General features: G+C 30.6%; 22 protein-coding genes and 2 pseudogenes. 12 read left to right on the forward strand and 12 right to left on the reverse strand.

The window, feature by feature from the left end; translation table 11 throughout:
* Positions 1 to 17: 17 nt before the first annotated feature.
* From cmeC to ccoG, 5 genes and pseudogenes are all read right to left on the reverse strand, one after another.
* Positions 18 to 1,496 carry a multidrug efflux transporter outer membrane subunit CmeC gene (cmeC, locus tag AJ888_RS06915; protein WP_002861129.1) on the reverse strand — a complete coding sequence of 493 codons (1,479 nt, stop codon included), beginning with the start codon at positions 1,494 to 1,496 and terminating at the stop codon, positions 18 to 20.
* Positions 1,489 to 4,611: a multidrug efflux RND transporter permease subunit CmeB gene (gene cmeB, locus AJ888_RS06920; protein ID WP_002861130.1), complete on the reverse strand. Its 3,123-nt coding sequence runs from the start codon at positions 4,609 to 4,611 to the stop codon at positions 1,489 to 1,491. Before cmeB ends, cmeC begins: the two co-directional genes overlap by 8 nt.
* The gene (cmeA, locus tag AJ888_RS06925) at positions 4,611 to 5,714 is read right to left on the reverse strand and encodes a multidrug efflux RND transporter periplasmic adaptor subunit CmeA (protein WP_002861131.1); all 1,104 of its coding nucleotides are present in this window, start codon (positions 5,712 to 5,714) and stop codon (positions 4,611 to 4,613) included. Before cmeA ends, cmeB begins: the two co-directional genes overlap by 1 nt.
* A 94-nt stretch (positions 5,715 to 5,808) precedes the next feature.
* Positions 5,809 to 6,441: a multidrug efflux system transcriptional regulator CmeR gene (gene cmeR / locus AJ888_RS06930; RefSeq protein WP_002861132.1), complete on the reverse strand. Its 633-nt coding sequence runs from the start codon at positions 6,439 to 6,441 to the stop codon at positions 5,809 to 5,811.
* Positions 6,428 to 7,805: pseudogene (ccoG, locus tag AJ888_RS06935) on the reverse strand (cytochrome c oxidase accessory protein CcoG). The gene cmeR and the pseudogene ccoG overlap by 14 nt, the downstream one beginning before the upstream one ends.
* Positions 7,806 to 7,964: 159 nt before the next feature.
* On the opposite strand from ccoG, the gene rpsU reads away from it, so the two are divergent.
* From rpsU to AJ888_RS06975, 8 genes are all read left to right on the forward strand, one after another.
* On the forward strand, positions 7,965 to 8,177 hold the full coding sequence (gene rpsU / locus AJ888_RS06940; protein WP_002780697.1) for a 30S ribosomal protein S21: 213 nt from the start codon (positions 7,965 to 7,967) through the stop codon (positions 8,175 to 8,177).
* Between the two features lie 120 nt (positions 8,178 to 8,297).
* Positions 8,298 to 8,903, forward strand: a complete 606-nt coding sequence (locus AJ888_RS06945; RefSeq protein WP_002861134.1) for a UPF0323 family lipoprotein — start codon at positions 8,298 to 8,300, stop codon at positions 8,901 to 8,903.
* A 9-nt stretch (positions 8,904 to 8,912) separates the two neighbouring features.
* Complete coding sequence (locus AJ888_RS06950) at positions 8,913 to 10,082, forward strand: glutathionylspermidine synthase family protein (RefSeq protein ID WP_002831077.1); 1,170 nt, start codon at positions 8,913 to 8,915, stop codon at positions 10,080 to 10,082.
* Positions 10,083 to 10,085: 3 nt separating this feature from the next.
* Positions 10,086 to 11,021: a D-2-hydroxyacid dehydrogenase gene (locus AJ888_RS06955; protein ID WP_002861135.1), complete on the forward strand. Its 936-nt coding sequence runs from the start codon at positions 10,086 to 10,088 to the stop codon at positions 11,019 to 11,021.
* The gene (locus AJ888_RS06960; protein ID WP_002861136.1) at positions 11,011 to 11,502 is read left to right on the forward strand and encodes a YajQ family cyclic di-GMP-binding protein; all 492 of its coding nucleotides are present in this window, start codon (positions 11,011 to 11,013) and stop codon (positions 11,500 to 11,502) included. Before AJ888_RS06955 ends, AJ888_RS06960 begins: the two co-directional genes overlap by 11 nt.
* Positions 11,503 to 11,510: 8 nt before the next feature.
* A complete protein-coding gene (locus tag AJ888_RS06965; RefSeq protein ID WP_002861137.1) occupies positions 11,511 to 11,987 on the forward strand; it encodes a hypothetical protein in 477 nt (158 codons plus the stop codon).
* A 10-nt stretch (positions 11,988 to 11,997) separates the two neighbouring features.
* Positions 11,998 to 12,822 (forward strand): hypothetical protein, encoded by an 825-nt coding sequence (locus AJ888_RS06970; RefSeq protein ID WP_002861138.1) that lies wholly within the window; start codon positions 11,998 to 12,000, stop codon positions 12,820 to 12,822.
* The gene (locus AJ888_RS06975; RefSeq protein ID WP_002861139.1) at positions 12,822 to 14,534 is read left to right on the forward strand and encodes an AAA family ATPase; all 1,713 of its coding nucleotides are present in this window, start codon (positions 12,822 to 12,824) and stop codon (positions 14,532 to 14,534) included. The genes AJ888_RS06970 and AJ888_RS06975 overlap by 1 nt, the downstream gene beginning before the upstream one ends.
* Here AJ888_RS06975 and AJ888_RS06980 read toward each other — a convergent pair.
* The 7 genes and pseudogenes from AJ888_RS06980 to AJ888_RS07010 all read right to left on the reverse strand — a co-directional run bounded on the left by AJ888_RS06980 (position 14,499) and on the right by AJ888_RS07010 (position 19,299).
* On the reverse strand, positions 14,499 to 15,071 hold the full coding sequence (locus tag AJ888_RS06980; protein WP_002861140.1) for a ferric reductase-like transmembrane domain-containing protein: 573 nt from the start codon (positions 15,069 to 15,071) through the stop codon (positions 14,499 to 14,501). The genes AJ888_RS06975 and AJ888_RS06980 overlap by 36 nt on opposite strands.
* Positions 15,071 to 15,964, reverse strand: a complete 894-nt coding sequence (gene msrP, locus AJ888_RS06985; protein WP_002861141.1) for a protein-methionine-sulfoxide reductase catalytic subunit MsrP — start codon at positions 15,962 to 15,964, stop codon at positions 15,071 to 15,073. The genes AJ888_RS06980 and msrP overlap by 1 nt, the downstream gene beginning before the upstream one ends.
* A 57-nt stretch (positions 15,965 to 16,021) precedes the next feature.
* A pseudogene (gene pyrF / locus AJ888_RS06990) lies at positions 16,022 to 16,699 on the reverse strand (orotidine-5'-phosphate decarboxylase); the annotation flags it as partial.
* Positions 16,696 to 17,094: a transcription antitermination factor NusB gene (gene nusB, locus AJ888_RS06995; RefSeq protein ID WP_002854405.1), complete on the reverse strand. Its 399-nt coding sequence runs from the start codon at positions 17,092 to 17,094 to the stop codon at positions 16,696 to 16,698. The pseudogene pyrF and the gene nusB, both read right to left, overlap by 4 nt.
* On the reverse strand, positions 17,094 to 17,558 hold the full coding sequence (ribE, locus tag AJ888_RS07000; protein ID WP_002854278.1) for a 6,7-dimethyl-8-ribityllumazine synthase: 465 nt from the start codon (positions 17,556 to 17,558) through the stop codon (positions 17,094 to 17,096). Before ribE ends, nusB begins: the two co-directional genes overlap by 1 nt.
* On the reverse strand, positions 17,555 to 18,370 hold the full coding sequence (gene kdsA, locus AJ888_RS07005; protein WP_002854449.1) for a 3-deoxy-8-phosphooctulonate synthase: 816 nt from the start codon (positions 18,368 to 18,370) through the stop codon (positions 17,555 to 17,557). Before kdsA ends, ribE begins: the two co-directional genes overlap by 4 nt.
* Entirely contained in the window at positions 18,367 to 19,299 is a 933-nt protein-coding gene (locus tag AJ888_RS07010) for a DMT family transporter (RefSeq protein WP_002861143.1), read from the reverse strand. The genes kdsA and AJ888_RS07010 overlap by 4 nt, the downstream gene beginning before the upstream one ends.
* 100 nt (positions 19,300 to 19,399) lie before the next feature.
* Here AJ888_RS07010 and der point away from each other — a divergent pair, with 100 nt between their 5' ends.
* From der to serS, 4 genes are read left to right on the forward strand one after another with little or no spacing between them, the layout of a single operon-like run.
* Positions 19,400 to 20,782: a ribosome biogenesis GTPase Der gene (der, locus tag AJ888_RS07015; protein ID WP_002861144.1), complete on the forward strand. Its 1,383-nt coding sequence runs from the start codon at positions 19,400 to 19,402 to the stop codon at positions 20,780 to 20,782.
* Positions 20,769 to 21,266 (forward strand): shikimate kinase, encoded by a 498-nt coding sequence (locus AJ888_RS07020; RefSeq protein ID WP_002861145.1) that lies wholly within the window; start codon positions 20,769 to 20,771, stop codon positions 21,264 to 21,266. The genes der and AJ888_RS07020 overlap by 14 nt, the downstream gene beginning before the upstream one ends.
* Complete coding sequence (gene trpS / locus AJ888_RS07025) at positions 21,263 to 22,222, forward strand: tryptophan--tRNA ligase (RefSeq protein WP_002861146.1); 960 nt, start codon at positions 21,263 to 21,265, stop codon at positions 22,220 to 22,222. The genes AJ888_RS07020 and trpS overlap by 4 nt, the downstream gene beginning before the upstream one ends.
* Before the next feature lie 10 nt (positions 22,223 to 22,232).
* On the forward strand, positions 22,233 to 23,468 hold the full coding sequence (serS, locus tag AJ888_RS07030) for a serine--tRNA ligase (RefSeq protein WP_002861147.1): 1,236 nt from the start codon (positions 22,233 to 22,235) through the stop codon (positions 23,466 to 23,468).
* Positions 23,469 to 23,474 lie beyond the last annotated feature (6 nt).

Consider the following 23,474-nt stretch of genomic DNA (forward strand, 5'->3'; position numbering starts at 1 on the left):
TTAGAGAATAGAATAAACTATTCTCTAAAAGACATATCTAAATTTTTTGATTCTTCTTTTATATTTTTGCCTGTATCTTCGCTTTGCTCAAATCCTCCACCAAATGCTTTGATTACATCTACTATGGAATTAGCATAAGAATATTTAGTATTATTAAAAGCAACCGCAGCATTAAGCCAATTTTGACGTGACTCTAAATAATCTTGCAAAGACATTTCTCCTATATCATAGCGTTCTTTAGCAATTTCATAGATTCTTTTGTAAGATTGTTCGCTTGCTTGTGCATTATCGTATTGTAAGCGTATAGTTTTTCTAGCTACTAAAGCATAGCGAATTTCTCCAAAAGCAGTAATCAAAGTATTTTGATAATTTACAAAAGCTTCATCTTTATTAAGCTTAGCTAAATTTACATTTTGGTAAATTTCACCCCAATGAAAAATAGGCAGAGTAAAGTTTCCACCTATATTCCAAGTCTTAGAACCTCCTTTAACCAAGGTATCTAAATCCCCACTTTCAAATCCCAATAATCCTGTTAAAGAAAGGCTAGGTAAGAAAGCCGTGCGAGCTACTCCAACAAGATAATTTTGCTGAGTTAATTTTTCTAAAGAAGAGCCAATATCTGGACGTTGAAGCAAGATGGTACTTGAAATTCCAGTTGGAATGTCAAATTCTTTAAGATTAAAAACTTGATAGTTTTGATTTTTGTAAAGTATGTCATTTAAATCATTTGAAGTTAAAATTTTTAAAGCTTTAAGGTAATTTTCTTTATTTAATTTTGCTTCATTATATTGCAAAGCCATACTTTCTAAGTTGGCTCTTGCTTGAGCAAGTTCATATTCACCTACAGCGCCAACTTGAAATTTTTCATCATTAATCCTATAAATTTCTTTTGCAGATTCATAGGCTTCTTTAAGAGCATTTTCATTTTCATAAGCATTTACAAGATTAAAATAAGTTTGAACCGTATTTGAAATAACAGAAAGTCTTGCAGCTTCATAATCATACTCACTTGCTTTAAAGCCTGATTTTGAGGCGCGATATGTATCGCGATATTTTCCCCAAAGATCGATTTCATAGCTTAAATTAAGCCCCATTTTAAAATCATTACCGTAACTTACTTCCCCGGTTCGATTGCTTGGAGCATTTATAGCTGTTTTTGCACGATTACCGCTTGCGCTACCATCAAATTTTGGCAATAAACTGCTAAAATCTATGCCTAATTGAGCAGCAGCTTGTTCCATGTGTATGAAGGCAAGTTTTAAATCATTATTATTTTTAAGTGCTAAATCAACCACTTTATTTAAATTTTCATCATCAAAATCTTTCCACCAATTTTTTGTGATAGAGCTATTGTTTTCTTTTTCCCAGGATAAGGCTCCAAACTTATTATCAATGCTATAGTTTGCTTCGGGAATATTTAAATTTGGACTTAAAGAGCAAGCTGAAATCAAAAGAGTAAAACTTGCTATAGCGCTAATTGAAATTATTTTATTCATGAACCTTACCTCTTTTTTTATCTAGCCATTCATTAAAATTTTCTAAAAGATAGAAAAATAAAGGCACAAAGAATATCGCTAAAGTTGATGCTGCGATCATTCCACCAATAAGCCCTGTTCCTAAAGAGTGTCTTGAAGCACTTCCTGCTCCTGTTGCGAAAATCATTGGCAAGACCCCAAAAGTAAATGCCAAAGAAGTCATTATGATAGGACGAAAACGAAGTTTTGCTGCTGCAACAGCTGCTTCAAAAACTCCTTTGCCTTTTTTAAAGCGCTCTTCCATTGCAAATTCTACGATCAAGATAGCATTTTTAGCTGAAAGTCCAATCAAGAGCAAAAGTCCTGTTTGAAAATATATATCATTGCTAAATCCTCTTAAATATACCAATAAAAATGATCCAAATACCGCAAAAGGCACAGCTGTTACAACTGCTAAAGGTATAAGCCATCTTTCATATTGGGCAGCTAGAATTAAGAAGACAAATATCATCCCTAAAGCAAAAGCATAGCTTGCTGTTCCTTTGCTAGAAACTTCTTGATAGGCTGATCCACTCCAAGCTATGGAATAATCATCCCCTAAAGTTTCTTTTGCTACTTGAGCAATCGCTTCTATAGCTTGACCTGAAGTATAACCTGGTGCGGGTTGACCTTGAACTTGTGCCGCTGGGAAAAGGTTGAATCGTTTTACATCATCAGGCCCTGAACTTCTTTGTAAAGTTAAGAAAGAATCAAGTGGTATCATTTTTCCATCGTTTGATCTTACAAAAATATTTTTTAATGCATCTTGTGTATTTCTAAAATCACCTTTTGCACGGATATTTACTTGGAAGTTTTTGCCTAACATAGAAAAATCATTAACATAATAAGTGCCTATAGTTGCATTCATTGTGTTAAAAACATCTTGCATGTTAAGATTGTAGTGTTTTAATTTATCTCTATCAATTATAAGCTTGTATTGAGGGAAAGTTGTATCAAGGGTTGTTCTTACTCTTGATAGTTCTTTTCTTTGGTTGGCTACAGCAACAAGTTTATTTACATCTTTTTGTATTTCATCATAACTTTTTCCACTTTTGTTTTGAACATACATTTCAAAACCACCTGTGATGCTTAATCCAGGTATAGGAGGTAGGCCTATAAATATACTTGAAGCGTTGCGATCAAAAGCAAATTTTTTATTAAGTTCCATGGCGATTTCATCAGCACTCACATTTCTATCTTTCCAATCTTGCAAGCCTATAAACATTGCAGCAGCGTTTTCTTTTAATGAGCTTGTAAAAAGATCAAATCCTATCATAGCCATTGCATCTTTAATTCCATTGGTTTTTAAAACTTCTTGACTTATATGATCAACTTCTGAGATTGTTCTATGAAGTGCTGAAGCCGAAGGAAGATTAATAATGCCAATCATCAAACCTTGATCTTCTTCAGGAACTAAAGAGCTTGGTACAGCTTTATAAAGATAAAAAATTGCCCCAAGCATAATACAAAAAATTAAAACAAAGCGAATGGTTCTTTTTAAAATATATGCTACTCCTGTGCTAAATACAGAAGTACTCCAATCAAAAAAATCATTAAATTTCTTTACAAATTTAAATGGCTCTCCTTCATTACGTCGTAAAAAGAGTGCACATAAAGAAGGTGTTAAAGTAAGAGCAACAAAACCTGATATGGCTACAGATATTGCTAAGGTAAGGGCAAATTGTCTTTGAATTTCTCCAACAAAACCTGATATAAAAGAAACGGGTATAAAAACAGCACAAAGTACAAGAACAATTGAAATAACCGGAGAGCTAACTTCTTGCATCGCTTGGATAGCAGCATCTTTTACGCTTATTTGTTCATTTTCGTGTAAAATCCTATCGATATTTTCCACAACTATAATCGCATCATCTACAACAATCCCTATAGCTAAAATCAAGGCAAAAAGCGTAAGCAAGTTAATACTAAAGCCTAAAACATAAAGTCCAGCAAAAGTTCCTAATAATGAAACAGGTACTGCTATCATAGGAATAAGGGTTGCACGGAAATTCTTTAAGAACATATACATAACAATGATAACTAAAATTAGAGCTTCAACAAAAGTTTTAATTACTTCTTTGATTGATTCTATCACAAATTTTGTTGTGTCGTAAGGAATTTTATATGTTAAACCTTTTGGGAAATTTTTTGAAAGTTCTTGCATTTTAGCCTGGACAAGTTCTGCTGTATGCAATGCGTTTGCCCCTGATTGAAGATTGATTATAATCGGAACTGCATCATTGCCATTTAATCGTCCTTGTGAGCTGTATTGCTGTGATCCTATTTCTACATCAGCTATATCTTTAAGTCTTAAAAATGATCCATCATCATTTGTTCTTAAAATAATATTTTCAAATTCACTAGGATTTTGTAGTCTTCCTTGCATAGTGATTGAATAAACATAAGGGGATTTTTGAGTTACGGGCTCTTCGCCAATTTTACCAGTTGCGTATTGAGCATTTTGGTCATTAACCGCAGAAATTACATCAGTAGCTGTGATTCCAAATTTATTTAATAAATCAGGTTTTAGCCAAATTCTTAAAGAATAATTACGATTTCCTATAGCGTTTGCATCCCCAACTCCCGGAACTCTTTTTAACTCATCTAAAACATTTAAAGCGATGTAGTTGTATACATCCACTGCACTCATTGAACCATCATTTGAATACATAGAAATTGCAGCAAGTGTTGCTGAAGAAGTTTTTCTAACAGTTACTCCAAGTTTTTTAACTGCATCTGGCATTTTTGCAGTTGCAGCTGAAATTCTATTATTAACATCTATAGTGGCTTGATCGGGATCTGTGCCGATATCAAAATAGACAGTCAAACTCATAGTTCCTGAAGAACTTGAAGTTGAATCCATATAAATCATATTATCTGCACCATTGATTGCATCTTCGATAGGACTTGCAACCGTTGAAGCAATGGTTTGTGCATCAGCTCCTGTGTAAGTTGCGCTTACCTTAACTGTAGGAGGAGTTAAAGAAGGATATTGTTCTATGGGTAAATTTGTAAGACCGATGACTCCAGCTAAAGAAATGATAATTGCAACAACTGAAGCAAAAACAGGTCTTTCGATAAAAAATTTAGAAAACATTATTGTGCTCCAATTTCTTTAACTTCGCTACCAACTTGAATTTTTTTAAAGTTATCTAAAATGATTTTGTCGCCATTTTGTAATCCTTTGTCAATGATAGCGTATTCATTGTTTTGGTAGCTTATATGTACAGAAGATTTTTCTACTTTTCCATTTTTAACAAGAAGAACATAAACATCATTTTGATCTTGTTTAATAGCTATTTGAGGCACTTTAAAGCCATTTTTTTGTATAAAACCTTCTGAAGTAATTGTTGCAAAAGCACCCGGTAAAAGTGTTGAGTTGTTGTTATCAAATACAGCTTTGGCTTTTACTGTTCCACTATTAGCATCTATAACGGAATCAATAAAATAAAGTTTGCCTTGAACGGTTTCTCCATTAAGATTTAAATTTGCATGAATGCTGTCTAAATCCCATTTTCCGCTTTGAGTATTGCGGACTAAATTTAGTTTATCTGTATCTGAAATAAAGAAATCTGCGTAAATAGGATTTAAATTTGTAACTCTAACTAGTTCAGTTGTTGAAACACTTACATAATCCCCTATATTAACTAAAGCATCTCCTATAGTACCATCAAAAGGAGCTTTTATTTCGGTATGATCTAGATCAATTCTTGCATTTGCAAGTTGTGCTCTAGCAGTTGTTAGACTAGCTTTTGCATTATTAAATGTAGCAAGAGAAGAGTCGTATTCTTTTTGAGAGATTGCATTTTTGCTAAAAAGAGCCTTGGAACGATTAAAATCCTTGCTCGCGTTTTCAAAAGTTGCCTTAGCCATTAAAGCTTGTCCGTAAGCTGAATCAACGCTAGCTTTAAATTTATCTTGCTCTACAATAAATAATGTCTGTCCTTTTTTTACCTTATCTCCAGCCTTAAAAAGTTTATTTACTATTACGCCACTAACTTGAGGTTTTATAATAACATCATAATCACTGACAAGTTTAGCAGGATAAGTAAAACTAAGTGACAAATCTTCAGATTTAGCACTCATTGTCGTTACAGGTTGAGGCGGCATTTGTATTTTTGGTGCTTCTTCTTTGCTACAAGCAGTGAGTAAAAGCACAACACTTAAAGCTAAAATAGTATTGTTTTGAAATAATTTCATGGTTTTACCTTGAAAAATTAAATTAAAAATTGTAATATTTATTACAAAAATTTTTGGCTAATTATATCTTAATTTTGGTTAATAAAATTATTTTTTAAGCTTTGGAGCCATTGATCCCATTTAGAAAAACGTTTACAACAAATTCAACATGTTCTTTTTGTTCTTTTTTATTTTTCAAAGGAGCATTAATTAAAACATTAAGATGATGATAAGGTTCTTTTAACATAGTGCAAAAAAGAACAGCAAGTTTTTCTGCATTTTTTTTCATATAAGAATTATTTTGTTGTTTAAAAAAATCCATAAGTATGTTATAGGAAAAATTTTGTTGATTGTTTTCTATCCAATTAGCAAGGTGTCTATCTTTATCATAAACTTGAGAATAAACAATTTTACCAAAAGCTACAGCTTCTGGTTGATTAAAAATTTCTATAAAAGTTAAACCAAAAGAAGTTAAAATTTCTTTTAAAGTACCATTTTCAATTTCTTGTGTTTTGGAATAAATAAGATGAAAATGTTTTTTACATATGTCATCTAAAATTTCAAAGAATAATCCTTCTTTGCTTTTAAAACTATTATAAATATTAGAATAAGATCCTCCGGATAATTTAATAATATCACTCAAACTTGTTTCTTGGTAACCTTTTGTTAAAAAAAGCTCTAAGGCCACTGCTTTGATTTTCTCTTGTCTAGCTAAAACTTTTTGTGATGGTGTTCTATTTGAGTTCATTTTTTATCCTTTGTAAGAGTGTTTTTGGGGTATACAAATATACTTTTTCTAAAAACCGAAATTTTTTCATTATCTTTTGCATAAGCTTTTATATGTAAAGGAAAGATTACATCTTTTTTATCGTTGTTTGCTAAATTTTTTGTAGCTTTGATAACAACTATTTTTTTAACTTGTTCTCCTGCTTTTAATTTAAAAGGTTTGTTTGGTCTTATGATTTCAATTCCATCATTTATTCCGTCTAAATTTGCCGTAAAATAATATTCATGAGGTTTAGAATCTGTATTTTGAAACAAAAAGGTATAAGCATTTGAAATGACTAATTTACCTTTAACATTTGAAATATTATATAATTCACTACTACGATTGATATTTAAAAGCATGCTTTCTTTTTTGCTTCCCATGATAATTAAAGCCAATAAAGCAATTAAAAGAACTATAAAATATGCTATCGTTCTAAATCTTAAATAATGAACCTTAGAACGCGTTTCAATAGCTTTTGCACTTGTCCAATTGATCAAACTTGGACGATTAAATTTGCTTTGTACCTTAGAACAAGCATCGGCACATTCAAGACAATTAATACATTCAAGTTGCATTCCTTTGCGTATGTCAATATGAGTTGGACAGATGCTAACACAGGCTTCACAACCTATGCATTCTCCTTCAGGCGGTTTTTTATGAAGTTTGATGTGTCCATCATAAATCAAACCCCCGCGTTTTTCATCGTAGATCACTTGCATTGTATCATGATCAAACATTACAGATTGTATTCTTGCATAAGGACAGACATAAATACAAAATTTTTCTTGTAAATAGGTAATATCCAAAGTAAAAAGTAAGCTAGCACAAAATAAAACTCCAAGTAAAAGTAGATGCTCACCAGGATTTTGAATATAATTGAAAAAATCTTCAGGAGGAATAAAGTACCAAAGTAAATTACTAACAGCAACTAAAGATATAAAATAAAAAATTATTACTCCAAGAAATTTTTTAAAATATTGTCCCTCATATTCTTTTTGTTTGTTATTGATATTTTTGCGAATTTTAAGAATTTTAGTTTGTATGATATCTCTATATATAACTCTAAAAATTGTTTGTGGACAACTCCAAGCACACCAAATTCTTCCACCTAAAGTTGTAATAAAAAAAATAAATAAAAAAAGAAATATAAGAACAAAAGGCATGAGATAAAATTCTTGTGTTGAAAAAGAAATAAAAAATAGGTTTAATTTAGAATGATCAAAACTTAAAAGAAAAAAATGATTTTCATTAATTCTTATGAAAGGTAGGGCAAATATGATAATACTTGCAATTAAATATACAAAATATCGTTTTTTTGTATAGTTTGTAATGTGTCCTTGCATTTTTAGACCTTAATTATAATTTTTTAGCACTTTGTAATTAAGGATTATAACCGATAAAAACTAAAACAATTTTTAAATGCTTTCTAAGTCAGAATTAATAAGAAGTGTTTTATAATTATATTTCACAACAAAAATTTACACAGAAAGGTGGTGAGGACTGTGCCAGGAATCAAGGTGCATCCTAACGAGTCTTTTGATGAAGCGTATCGTAAATTCAAAAAACAAGTAGATAGAAATCTAGTTGTAACTGAAGTAAGAGCAAGAAGATTTTTCGAGCCTATGACTGAAATTCGCAAAAAACAAAAAATTTCAGCACGCAAAAAAATGCTTAAAAGACTTTATATGCTTAGACGCTACGAGTCAAGACTCTAACCCAAAAGCCCGAAAGGGCTTTTTTTATATCTACGAACTTCATTTGGTGTTAAATTAAAAAGTATTTATTATTTTTTGTTAAAATTTCTAATCTAGATTTTCTGTTTTTAGGATAAACTTATGAAAAAAATCAAAAAAATCATTCAAATTGGTATGATAGGTGGTTTAGCAGCTGTTGCTGGAGGTGCTTTAGCAGGTTGTGGAAGTAATAATGACAATACAGATACTTTAAATCAAGCAGCTAATGCTCAAGGAGCTTTTGTAATTATAGAAGAAACAGCTCCAGGGCAGTATAAAATCAAAGATCAATATCCAAGTGATGAAACAAGGGTAGTTTTAAAAGATCTTAATGGTACAGAAAGAATTTTATCCAAAGAAGAAATGGATGCTTTGATTAAAGAAGAAGCAGCTAAAATTGATAATGGAACTTCAAATTTAACTAAAGACAATGGACAAATCAGCAGCGGGGGATTGAGTTTAGGAGAAACTTTACTCGCAAGTGCTGCAGGCGCTATTTTGGGAAGTTGGATAGGTTCAAAGCTTTTTAATAATCAAAATTTTGCTAACCAACAACGCGGTGCTTTTTCAAATCAAAGTGCTTATCAAAGGAGTGTTAATAGTTTTAATAAAGCAGGCACAACAAGCTCTGCTTCAAGTGCTAAAAAATCAGGTTTTTTTGGTGGAGGCTCTAAAGCTGCAAGTTCTAGTTCTTCTTTTGGCTCTTAAGGATAATTAATGCAATTACTACAAGTAGACAAACTTCAAAAAGATTATTTAGAAAATATAGGTTTTTCTTGGCATACAGATGAAGATGGAAGTGATTATATTAGCAATAAGTTAGTTTGTGTTAAGGAAAGTGAAGCTAATGCTTATTATGAAGCGGTAAATGAGCTTTATGATATGTTTATTGCTGCAGCGCAAGAAGTGATTGATAATGATCGTTTTGATGAGCTTGGAATTCCTTTTAATCTTATTGATGCGATTAAGATGAGTTGGGAAAATGAAGTGCATTGGCACTTATATGGGCGTTTTGATTTAGCGGGTGGACTTGATGGTAAGCCTATAAAACTTATAGAATTTAATGCTGATACCCCTACTGCTCTTTTTGAAAGTGCGATTTTACAATGGGCGCTTTTAAAACAAAATGGAATGGATGAAAGCGCACAATTTAACAGCATTTATGAAAGTTTGATGGATAATTTTAAAAGACTTATTACCCTTGATGAAAGTGTTGAAGGGTTTGAAGAGCATTATCAAGGATGGAAAATTCTTTTTTCAAGTGTTGCAGGAAGCAAAGAAGAAGAAATCACTACAAAATTACTTTCTCATATAGCCAATGAAGCAGGTTTTCAAACTAATTTTTCCTTTGTGGATGAGGTGGAATTTAGCGAAGAGGGTATTTTTAAAGAGGGCGAAAATTATGAGTATTGGTTTAAGCTTATTCCTTGGGAAGATATAGCCATAGAAGAGGGTGAACTTGCCATGCTTTTAACTCAAATTATGCGTAATCAAAGAGCAATTATTTTAAATCCTGCTTATACGCTTTTATTTCAATCTAAGGGAATTTTAAAAATTTTATGGGAACTTTATCCAAATCATCCTTTACTTTTAGAAACAAAAGATACTCCTTTAGAGGGTAAAAACTATGTTAAAAAACCTGTTTTTGGTAGAGAAGGTGCAAATATCAGTATAATTAAAGATGGAAAAACTTTGCATGAGAATGTAGGTCCTTACGGGAATAATAAGGCTATTTATCAAGAATATGTAGAGTTTAATTCATGTGAAAACGAATACTATCAAGCAGGTGTTTTCTTTGCCTATGAAGGGTGTGGTTTAGGATTTAGAAAAGGTGGTCTTGTGCTTGATAATTATTCTAAATTTGTAGGACATATCATAAAGGATTGAAAAATGAAAATTGTTTGTTTAGATGCGGCAACTTTAGGGGATTATGATTTAAGTGTTTTTGAAAAATTTGGTTCTTTACAAATTTATACTACAACAAATAAAGAGCAAACCATAGAGCGTTTAAAAGATGCTAATGTCGCCATGACAAACAAGGTTGTAATTGATAAAGATGTGATTGATGCTTGTAAAAATTTAAAACTCATTTTAGAAACTGCTACAGGGGTTAATAATATCGATATTGAGTATGCTAAAGAAAAAGGTATTATTGTAAAAAATGCTGCTGGGTATTCTACCATGAGTGTTGTACAACATACTTTTGCATTTATGTTTGCTTTTTTAAATCAAGTGCTTTATTATGACAAATGGAGTAAAGAGGGTAAATGGTGTGAAAGTCCTATTTTTACAGATTATAGCAGAATTTTAAACACCTTAAGCGGTAAAAAACATGGTATTATAGGCTTAGGAACTATAGGTAAAGAAGTGGCAAAAATTTCAAAGGCTTTTGGAGCTGAAATTTATTATTATTCTACGAGTGGAGCTAATAAAAACGCAGATTTTATACATTTGGAATTAAAAGATTTATTAAAAACTTGTGATATTATAAGTATCCATGCACCTTTAAATGAAAAAACTAAAAATTTACTCACCTTTGAAGAATTAAAGCTTTTAAAAGATAATGCGATTTTGATTAATGTAGGAAGAGGTGGGATTATCAATGAAAATGATTTAGCTAAAATCATAGATGAAAAAAATATTCGTGTAGGGCTTGATGTTTTAGAAATTGAACCTATGATGAAAAATCATCCGCTTTTAAGCATTAAAAATAAAGAAAATCTTATTATCACCCCTCATGTTGCATGGGCGAGTAAGGAAGCTTTAAATGCTTTAATGGATATAGTTTATAATAATTTAAAAGAATGGATAGAAAATGGCAAGTGAACATAGTTTTGATATTTCAGCAGCTTTAGATAAGCAAGAGTTAAAAAATGCTTTTGAACAAGCTAAAAAAGAACTTGATAGTCGTTATGACTTAAAAGGAATTAAGTGTGAGATTGATTTAAACGAAAAAGAGAGTATTTTTAAACTCAGTTCTTCTAGTGAAGGAAAACTTGATGTTCTAAAAGATATAGTGATTTCTAAACTTATCAAAAGAGGAATTAATCCTAATGCTATTAAAGAGCTTTCTCGTGAAAGTGGAGCAATGTTTCGTTTAAATTTGAAAGCAAACGATGCTATTGATAGTGAAAATGCTAAAAAAATCAATAAAGCTATTAAAGATAGCAAGCTTAAAGTTAACTCTTCGATTCGTGGTGAAGAAATTCGTGTTGTAGCAAAACAAATCGATGATTTACAAGCTGTGATGAAGCTTGTAAAAGAGCTTGATTTAGAGTTAAATATCAGTTTTAAAAATCTCAAATAAGGTTAAATTTGAAACATTGTTTAGCTCTATGTTTTGTTTTTTTTCTTTGTGCTTGTAGTGTGAAAAATCAAAATTTTTCAAGTCAAAGCTTGATGGTTTTGATTGCTTCTCCTATGATAAAAATCAATGATGCAGCTTTTTTAAAAAAAGAAAATAATGCTTTAAATTTGGAAGTTTATAAACTAGGGCAAGCTTTTTTTGAACTCAAAATCAAGGATAAAATTTGCATCAATGCAGTGTGTTATGATAAAAAAGTGTTTAATCAAAAATTTTTTAAAAATGTATATTATGATGATATTTTAAGTGATATTTTAAAGGCAAATGCTTTATGGCAGGGTAAAAATTTAGAAAAAACTGATTGTGGTTTTGAGCAAAATTTAAAAGCAAAAAATTATGAAATTTTTTATCAAGTTTGTGATAATAAAGTAAGTTTTTTTGATAAAATTTCACATACTAAAATTATCTTAACGCATATTCAAAATTGAAGGATAGAGTTTGAAATTTTTTTTACTGGTATTTTGCTTTGTAAATCTAGCTTTAGCACAAGTTTATAAAGGTGAATTGTATTTTTATCATTTGCAGGATAAAGAAATTTTTGCCATAGTTTATGATAATGCACCTATGACTCCACTTTTTGACAGGGATAAAAATCAAACAAGTTCTAGTTTTTTAATTGTTGATGATATAAATGGAAATTTAGAGATTCCACTCTTTAAGACAAATGATTTTTGGCAGGATGAGCGTAAAAAATATAAAATCAATTCTTCTAAAATGCTTACATATGATAATAAAAATTTTCAAGGAGAAAATTTAGGAACGACTACTTTAGAACTTATTGAAACGCAAGATGGCATTCGTATAAAGCGTAGTCTTGATTTTATAGGTTTTAATGATGATTTTAAAGAATTTCATCCTGTTCATAAGGGTGTATTTAGCTTTGAACAAATTCGCCAAAAACCTATTTTTTTGCAAGATGGAAAAATTAGTTTTGAAGAATGGTATTATTTTTATGAAGATGGCATGAGTCGTGCTATTTTAGAGTTAAATAATTTTGTTTATGATATTAATGTTCACGCGTTTGTAAAACTAAATGATTTGTATAATACTGAAAATCAAAAATTTCAAAATCTTTTACATGAGAAGCTTAAAAATACATGTGATGAGTGTTTTGAAGATCTGCAAAATTTACAATTTAATAATAATTTTTTGCTTAATAATGGAAAACTAAAAATTTGTTATCTACCTTTTGAAGGTCATTTTTTAGATGAAAATATTTGTGTAGAATTTAATGAAGATGAACTTAAGGAATTTAAAAAATAATGGAAAAATTAAAAAATTTTTTAAGTTTGAAAAATATAGAAGATACTCAAATTTATAAAGAGCTTAAGTGTGCTAAAAATGAGGCTTTGATTCTTAGAGAGCTTTGTAGAAATTATGTCGTTTCTATTTCTTCTATCAATGCCTTTACTTTATTATCGACAATTTTTGGAAATGATAAGTATCTTTATCTTGATGCTTTGGAGGATTTAAAAAAACTTATCGAAAGAGGTTTTGTAAATCAAAATTCGAGTTTTTTTAAAAGTTTGGAAAATAATAAAACTCAAACATTAACTCTTGCCTTATTGCAAAGCGAGCTTAGTCTAAGTGAATATTTTTTAGAATTTTTAGAAGCAAAACCTCGTTTAAATTTTGAGAAACAAGAGGCTTATGCAGATTATTTAGAATATTTAAAAGATGAATTTGTGCGTATTCAATTATACGAAAGATTAAGTTTTATACAAAAAAGTGCTTATAATAGTGAAATAAAAAATCAAATTAAACTTTATGAAAAACATATCAAAGAAAGACTAAAAAAAAGTAAATTTTATAATGTATTGGCTGATATTTTTAAAGAATACAATCTTGAACATAAAGAACAAATTATTTTTCTAGCACTTTTAAAAGAAGAATACGCCTTAAGTAATGAAAGTTCGATTTCTAGAGAAATGAATTCTTTACTTTCTTTAATCAGTGAAAATGATTTAGAAAGGCATAAAAATAAAAAACTATTACAAGAAAATGCTCCTCTTTTAAACTTAATCGAGTATGATGAATATTTAAATGCTTTTGGAGATATTTCTAAAAGTTTTTTTATTATTGATGAAATCTTACAAAGAATTATAAATTTTGAACCAAAACAAAGTAAAAAAATCAAAATTGAAAGTGTTTTAAAAGATCAGGATATTTTTGAGCTTATAGAACCAAGCACTGACATCAATGATATTATTATGCCTGAAAATACAAAAGAGCTTTTAGAAAATATTTTAAAACAACAAGATAAAAAAGTCCTAGAAAGACTTCATTCTTGGGGTATAAAGAGTAATAAAAATATAGAAGCTAAAATTATTTTTTATGGTCCTGCTGGTACTGGAAAAACTATGTCAGCTTTAGCTATGGCTAAATCAATGAAAAAATCTGTTCTTAGTTTTGACTGTTCTAAAATTTTGAGCAAATGGGTTGGAGAGAGTGAGCAAAATGTAAGAAAAATTTTTGATACTTATAAAAATATCGTGCAAACTTGTAAACAAAGTCCTATTTTACTTCTCAATGAAGCCGATCAGTTTTTAAGTACGCGTGTAGATGGAAGTAGTGGTAGCGATAAAATGCATAATCAAATGCAAAATATATTCTTAGAGCAAATTGAGCGTTTTAGCGGTGTGATTATCGCTACGACAAATTTTTTAGAAAGCTTAGATAGTGCATTTTCAAGAAGATTTGATTATAAGATAGAATTTAAAAAACCTGATTTTAAAGATAGGCTTAAAATTTGGGAAAAATTTCTACCTAAAAAAGCATTATTTGAAAAAGATTTTGATATAAATATTTTATCAAATTATGAATTAAGTGGAGCACAAATTTTAATGGTGGTGAAGAATACAGCTTTGAAAGTAGCTGTATCACAAGATGGGGTTTTTAAAATGCAAGATTTTATAGAAAGCATACAAAAAGAATTAAATTCAAGTTTTGATAAAAGTAAGATTGTTGGATTTTAACTTTTTTAATGTTTTTGTATAGCGAACTATAAAATAAAACAAAGCTACAATTAAAGTACTCCATTCCCAAAACATAGGAACTTTTGGAGTTAAAAAATAATGATAACTTGCCAAAACTAAGCTTAAATATCCTAGTTTTCTAATTTTACTAAGTTTTTTAAAGATTTTAAAAGAACTTAAAAGCATTAAAAATATGATTAAAAATGCGATAAATCCACTTGCTTCTAATAAACGATGTGAAATATCATCAAAAAGCCTTAAAATTTGAGCATTTCTATCAAAAATAAAATAATTTAAAAAGTGTAAAATCGCCCAAAAAGTTGCAAAAATACCTAAAATTTTAGGATAATTTTTTGTTTTTTTAAATTTAAGCAAAGAAAATAAAAGACTTAAATTTAAAAAGATCAAAGCAAATATTCCGGTGTAAATATAGGCTTCTTTTACAAAATCAAAGGCTTTTATGATGCGATAAAAGCCATAGATTAAACTTATGATAAAGCTAAAATAAGCAAGAAATTTAAAGTATTTTGTCTGCATTAAAAATTCACTTTCAAGTCCATGTTTTTATATAAACTTGCTACTTCTTTTTCATAGCCATTAAACATTAAAGTAGGCTTGGTAAAGAAATCTCCTAAAGTCCTCTCGTTAGCTTGAGACCATCTAGGATGAGAGACATTAGGATTGACATTGGCATAAAAACCATATTCACTTGGAGCGTAACTTTCCCAAGTGGATTTAGGCTGTTCTTTGGTAAATTCTATTTTAACTATGGATTTAATACTTTTAAAGCCATATTTCCAAGGAACAACAAGGCGTATTGGAGCGCCATTTTGAGGCTTTAAGGCTTTTTTATACATTCCTACTGCAAGCAAGGTAAGAGGATGCATAGCTTCATCCATGCGAAGTCCTTCTACATAAGGATAGTCTATAGTTGGAAATAAAGCGTCTTGATCGGGAAATTGACTCTTATCTAAAAGAGTGGTAAATTTAACAAATTTTGCTTTGCTTGTAGGCTTTGCCATTTCAATCAAACGACGCAATTCAAAGCCTACCCAAGGTACCACCATAGACCAAGTTTCAACACAGCGAAAACGATAAATTCTTTCTTCTAGAGGGAATTTTAAAATATCTTCCATGCTTAGAGTTAAAGGTTTTTCTATTTCTCCACTGATATCGATTTTCCAATTTTGAGTGTTGAAATTTTGTGCTAATGATACAGCCTTTTTTTTGTCTGTTGAAAATTCATAAAAATTAACATAATTTGTAGCCAGTTCTTCATCGCTGATTTCAAGTTTGTTTGGATTAGTATCGTTTGTGAAATTTAAAGCAGATAGTTTAGAAGTAAGCACGCTTGAACTTATTAAAACACCTGCTCCAAGTTTTAAAAAATCTCTTCTTTTTTTATATAAATTCTCAGGAGTTATAATCATAATTTTTCCTTATTAAAAATTTTTATTATTAAAATATAACAAGGATAATGATTATTAAATTTCTTGTAGAATTTTTTCACAAATTTTTCTAGGGTTATTATCTTTATAAATAGGGCGTCCAACTACTATAAAATCGCTTAAATTTTCTCTAGCCATTGTTAAATTAGCGACGCGTTTTTGATCATCATTTTTCTCTCCAAATGGACGAATTCCTGGAGTGAGAGTTAAGAAATTTCTTTGGGTGTGTTCTTTGATGATTTTACTTTCAAAAACAGAGCATACCATACCATCAAGTCTATTTTCATAGGATATTTTTGAAAAATTAATTACAGCTTCTTCGATTTTTTGTCTATAAATACTAAAGAAATTTTCTTCATCAAAACTCGTAAGAGCAGAAACTGCTAAAACTAATGGTCTTTTTGAAAATTTGCTAAGCCGTGTCATAACTTCTTGCATGGCTATTTTTCCAGCACTTGCGTGGATATTGATCATATCAACACCAAGTTTTGATATTTCTTCGCAAGCATCTGCCATAGTGTTGGGAATATCATGAATTTTAAGATCAAGAAATATTTTAAAATCATCAACTTTTTTAAGTTCTTCTATGAATTTAAAACCATCTCTTAAATATGCTCTTAAACCTACTTTTAACCATATGTCTAAATTTTTTAATTCTTTAGCAAGTTGTAAGCATTCTTCTTTTGTAGAAAGATCAAGTGCGACACAAAGCTTCATTTTTTAGCCTTTATTAAGGCATCTAAAACTCCATTTATAAATTTTGGAGAATTGTCATTAGCAAGTTCTTTGGCAAGTTCTATAGCTTCATTGATAACAATGGCACTAGGAGTATCGGTAAAAAGTAACTCATAAGCTCCAAGTCTTAGTATAGCTCTTTCTACATGTCCTAAAGCTGTAATTTGATTATCATTTAGAAATGAATTTAAGGTTTCATCAATATTGTTTAAATTATCTAAAATTCCATGATATAAATTTAAAGTAAAATTTTTTTGTTCATTGCGTATTTTTTTTTCATCTAAAATTTCATCTACAAAAACGTTGTTTTGAGAATTTAATTCAAAAGCATAAAGTAAGGAGATGACGCTTTGGCGAACTTGATGACGCGTTGCCATTAAAGCTCCTTGCTTAAATTTAACATCTCGATTACAGTTGTCATAGCTTCAAAGCCTTTATTGCCTGCTTTGCTTCCAGCTCTTTCTATGGCTTGTTCTATTGTATCTGTAGTTAAAACACCAAAGCTTACAGGGATATTATGATTTAAACTCACATTGGCTATGCCTTTGGTGGTTTCTGCTGAAACATAGTCAAAATGCGGAGTTGAGCCACGAATTACTGCGCCTACGCAACAAATTGCATCAAATTTTTTGCTTTCTATAGCTTTTTTTAACGCATACGGAAGTTCAAAAGCACCAGGAACAAGTATAAGGCTTAGATTTTCCTCTTTGCCTCCGTGTCTTAAAAAAGCATCTTTTGCTCCTTCTACAAGGCGATCTGTGATGATATGATTAAATCTTGCATTAATGATAGCAATTTTTGTATTTGAGTCTAAATTTAATTTTCCTTCAATAATGTTCATTTGTTTTCCTTTATGATATTTTGTATTTCTAGTAATGTATTAACGCAATTTTTAAGGCGTGTAAGATTAAGCATATTAGGTCCATCGCATAAAGCCTCGCAAGGATTAATATGTGTTTCAAAGAAAAAGCCATCTATGCCTACGGCTGCTGCCGCTCTTGCTAAAGGTTCTACAAATTCGCTTTTCCCTCCGCTACTTCCACCTGCAGCCCCTGGCATTTGTACACTATGGGTAGCATCAAAAATAACTGGAGCAAATTCACGCATGATAACTAAAGAACGCATATCTACTACTAGATTTCCATAGCCAAAGCTAGCTCCTCTTTCAGCTACAAAAACACCATTTTTTTGAGCAGCTTCATAGCCTTCATCTTCTATACCACGGGTTTGTAGAACTTTTTTAACGCTGTATTTGATATCGCTTGGGTTTAAAAATTGTCCTTTTTTGATATTAACTTTTGCCTTAGTTTTTGCTGCGGCTACAAGTAAATCGGTTTGACGACATAAAAAAGCAGGAATTTGCAAGACATCAGCTACTTCACTTACAGGGTTTGCTTGATTGCTTTCGTGTATATCGGTTAAGATTTTCATGCCAAATTCATCTTTTACGCTTTGTAAAATTTTTAATCCTTCTTCAAGACCAGGACCTCTAAAAGAATTAATACTTGTGCGATTGGCCTTATCAAAACTTGATTTGAAATAAAATTCTATATTTGGATTTTCATTAAAATTTTTTAACTGTTCAGCAACTTTAAAAATCAAATCTTTGCTTTCTATCACACAAGGACCAGCAATGAGTATCATTTTTTTCATTTTTTTCCTTTGTTCTTAACTAAAATTAATCCACCAAAAATAATGCCTATTATACCTAAAAAAACCATAGTACTTGGTAAATTATCTCCTAAAATTATCCCAACTATCATACTAAATACCACATCAAGATAACTAACTCCAGCAACCACTCCTGCTTGTTTAGCGATACCATAAGCTTTAGTGACATGAATTTGATAAATGGTGCCTAAAGTTCCCATAATGGCAATGATAAGCCAAGCTGTAAGACTTGGCATCACAAAAGGTGCTAGAATGAAATCTAAATGTAAAGAATCAAGATGCTGTGGTTCAAAAAATTCAGCACTGATCATAGAAATTAAAGGCATTAAGGTTCCTAAAAGGATAAAAGAAAAGGCAATTTGTTCTGTAGTGTAAGATTTTCTAAGTTCTCTTACACTTGTAAGAGCTAAAGCAGCTAAAAATCCACTCGTGATACCTATAACTGAATTTTTTAAATCAAAGCCTGAATGATTTAAATTATGAGCCCAAGGCTGAGCGATTAAAAGTACTCCACCAAATGCTATTAAAATTCCTATCCAGCCTTTGATGCCAATATTTTCTTTAAAAACAACAAAAGCTATTAAAGTAATAAAAATAGGAGCAGTTTTTTGAAAAGCAAAAGCTCCACCTAGTGTAATATTTGAAACATTATAGAAAAACATATATAGTGAAAGCGTGCCTACTACTCCACGAAATACCAAGAGCCAAAAATGTCCCCCTTCTTTATGTGCCTTAGATCGTTTTAAAAGATAGACTATAAAAAAAATTCCTATGATATTTCTAAAAAACATAATTTCTATAGAACTCATTTCCTTGCTAAGAATTTTTGCACAAGCTCCCATAAGTGCAAAATCCAAACATGCTAAAATCATGAAATAAATTCCTAAATTATGCTTGATTATTTTTAGCATTTTTTTCCTTGACTAAAATCTGGGTTAATTCTAGTCTTTTTTTGCTTAATATTAAGCCAAATTTTATATAATTTTAAAAATATAATTTTCTAGGAAAAAAATGCAAAGCATTATACTTATAGGTAAGCCAAATGTTGGAAAATCAAGTCTTTTTAATAGAATGGCAAGACAAAGAATAGCTATTACAAGTGATATTTCAGGCACAACTAGAGATACAAATAAAACAGAAATTCATATTCATTCAAAAAAAGCCATGCTTATTGATAGTGGGGGGCTTGATGAAAGTGATGAACTTTTTAAAAATGTGAAAAAAAACACTTTAAAAGTAGCTAAAGAAAGCGATATCATACTTTATCTAGTTGATGGGAAATTAGCGCCTGATGATGAGGATAGACAGTTTTTTTATTCTTTAAAAAAACTTGGAAAACCTATAGCCTTAGTGATTAATAAAGTAGATAATAAAAAAGATGAAGAAAGGGCTTGGGAGTTTGCAAATTTTGGCGTAAAGGAAATCTTTAATCTTTCAGTAACTCATAATGTAGGCTTAGATGAACTTTATGAATGGCTTGGAAAATTTTTACATGAAGAGTTTTTAATCCCCGATGAAGAAGAAAATTTAGAAGATTTTTTAGAGCATTATGAAGAAGGAAAAGAATTTCAATTTAAAGAAGTTGATCAAAATCATATCAGAGTGGGTATTGTAGGGCGTGTAAATGTTGGAAAATCAAGTCTTTTAAATGCTTTGGTTAAGCAAGAACGCAGTGTTGTAAGTTCTATCGCAGGAACTACTATAGATCCTGTTAATGAAAGTGTAGTTCATAAAGATAAAGTGATAGAATTTGTTGATACTGCAGGTATTAGAAAAAGGGGTAAAATTCAAGGACTAGAACGCTTTGCACTAAATCGCACGGAAAAAATTTTATCTCATTCTCAAATAGCACTTTTGGTTTTAGATGCGCATGAGGGCTTTAACGAGCTTGATGAACGCATTGCTGGGCTTGTGGCTAAGCATTATTTGGGTGTGATTATTGTTTTAAATAAATGGGATAAAAGTGAGATGGATTTTGATAAGACTGTAAAAGAATTGCGTCTTGATCGTTTTAAATTTCTAGCTTACGCACCCGTGATTAGTGTATCAGCTTTAAGTGGAAAAAGGGTGCATGTTTTACTCGATAAAATTTTGCAAATTTTTGAAAATTTTACTCAAAAAATCCAAACTTCTAAGCTTAATACCTTGATAGAAAATGCCACAAGAGCACATCCTTTGCCGCATGATTATGGGAAATTGGTTAAAATTTATTATGCAGTACAATATGACTTAGCACCGCCAAAAATTGCACTTATTATGAATCGTCCTAAGGCCTTGCATTTTAGCTACAAGCGTTATTTGCAAAATCAAATCAGAAAAGAATTTAATTTCGAAGGTGTGCCTTTAGTGATTGCTTCGCGTAAAAAGGGCAGTAAAGAAAATGATGAAAGTTAAAAATATCGTTTTTATAGGATTTATGGGTTCTGGAAAAAGCACTTTAGCAAGAGCTTTGGCCAAGGATTTAGATCTTGTTTTTTTAGATAGTGATTTTTTAATAGAACAAAAATTTAATCAAAAAGTCAGTGAAATTTTTGTGCAAAAAGGGGAGAATTTTTTTAGAGAACAAGAGCAAAAAATGGCTGATTTTTTTAGTTCTTGTGAGAAAACTTGTATTGCTACAGGTGGGGGCTTTGTTAATGTTTCAAATTTAGAAAAAGCAGGTTTTTGTATTTATTTAAAAGCAGATTTTGAATATTTAAAAAAGCGTTTAGATGAAAATGAAATTTCTAAAAGACCTTTATTTTATGATGAAATTAAAGCAAAAAAATTATATAATGAGCGTTTAAGCAAGTATGAACAAAAGGCAAATTTTGTTTTAAATATAGAAAATAAAAATATAGATGAGCTTTTAAGCGAGATTAAAAAGGTGATAAAATGAGAGTATTAACAGGCCTTCAGCCAAGTGGCGATTTGCATATAGGTAATTATTTTGGTGCGATTAAACAAATGGTAGATGCGCAAGAAAAAAACCAAATGTTTATGTTTATTGCTAATTATCATGCCATGACTTCTTCTCAAGATGGAGAAAAAATTCAACAAAATTCCTTAAAAGCTGCTGCGGCTTTTTTAAGCCTTGGTATAGATCCACAAAAGAGCGTTTTTTGGTTGCAAAGTGATGTTAAGGAAGTTATGGAGCTTTATTGGATTTTATCGCAATTTACTCCTATGGGTTTATTAGAGCGTGCGCATAGTTATAAGGATAAAGTTGCTAAGGGGCTTAGTGCTTCACACGGACTTTTTTCTTATCCTGTTTTAATGGCAGCTGATATTTTACTTTTTGATACACAAATTGTTCCTGTGGGAAAAGATCAAATCCAACATGTTGAAATCGCACGTGATATTGCTTTAAAAGTTAATAATGAATGGGGTGAAATTTTTACCCTTCCAGAGGCTAAAGTTAATGAAGAAGTAGCTGTAGTTGTAGGCACCGATGGGGCAAAAATGAGTAAATCTTATCAAAATACTATAGATATTTTTAGCAGTGAAAAAACCTTAAAAAAACAAATTTCTTCCATAGTTACAGATAGCACCGCTTTAGAAGATCCAAAAGATCATGAAAACTGCAATATTTTTAAAATCGCAAAGCTTTTTTTAGATGAATCAGGGCAAAAAGAATTACAAATACGCTATGAAAAAGGTGGTGAGGGTTATGGACATTTTAAAATGTATTTAAACGAGCTTGTAAATGCTTATTTTAAAGAAGCAAGAGAAAAATATAATGAGCTTTTAGAAAAGCCTTCGCATTTGAAAGAAATTTTGGATTTTGGTGCGACAAAAGCAAGAAAAATCGCCCAAGAAAAAATGCAAAAAATTTATGAAAAAATCGGACTTTAAGGAGTAGAAAATGCTAGATTTAAAAAATTTGCAAAATAATTTTGATGAAGTGGCTAAAAAGTTAAAAAATAAAAAAGTTGATGAAAATATCTTAAAAAAACTTGCTGAACTTTTTGCAAGTTTAAAAAAAGAAAAAACAGCTTTAGAAGAATTTCAAGCTTTTCAAAATAAATTCAGTAAAGAACTTGCTACAACCGAAGATAAAGAAAGTTTAAAAGCAAAATTAAGCGAAAATAAAAGTAAAATTAATGAGCAAAGCGCTAAAGTAAATGCTTTAGAAAATGAGCTTGAAGAAATCGCTCATGCCATCCCAAATATCCCTGATGAATGTGTGCCTGTGGGTGAAGACGAAGATGAAAATGTGGAGCTTAAAGAAGTTTTAAATCCACCTAGCTTTGATTTTACTCCAAAAGAACATTTTGAATTAGGTGAGAGTTTAAATTGGCTTGATTTTGTGCGTGGGGTAAAAATTTCACAAAGTCGTTTTTGTGTGCTTAAAAACGAAGGAGCTTTATTAAGCCGCGCTTTGGTAAATTATATGATAGATTTTAATAGAAGTCGTGGATTTGAATTTGTTAATGTGCCTTTTTTGGTAAATGGTGCTACTATGTTTGGGACAGGTCAGTTGCCAAAATTTAAAGAAGATATGTATAAGGTAGATGATGAGGATTTGTATTTGATCTCAACTTCTGAAATTCCAGTAACCAATCTTTATAGTGGAGAAATTTTAGCGAGTGAAACTTTACCGATAAAAATGACTTGTTATAGCGCTTGTTTTAGAAAAGAAGCAGGCAGTGCAGGGCGTGATACAAGAGGTATTATAAGACAACACCAGTTTGAAAAAGTAGAGCTTGTAAGTATTACTAAACCTGAGCAAAGTGATAGCGTGTTTAATGAAATGCTTGAGTGTGCAAGTGATTTGCTGAGTTCTTTAGGTTTAGCGCATAGACATTTGATGCTTTGCACTGGAGATTTGGGTTTTAGTGCAGCAAAAACTGTGGATCTTGAAGTGTGGCTTCCAGGACAAAATAAATATCGTGAGATCAGCTCGGTTTCAAATTGTCGTGATTTTCAAGCAAGACGTGCTAAAATTCGCTATAAAAATGAACAAGGAAAAAATGAACTCGTTCACACTCTTAATGGCTCATCTTTGGCAGTAGGAAGAACCTTGGTAGCGATTATGGAAAATTATCAAGACAAAGAAGGAAAAATTCATATTCCTGATGCTTTGAAAAAATATTTTTAAAGAGTA

This window comes from Campylobacter sp. BCW_6467 (assembly GCF_001762855.1).
GTDB lineage: Bacteria > Campylobacterota > Campylobacteria > Campylobacterales > Campylobacteraceae > Campylobacter_D > Campylobacter_D jejuni.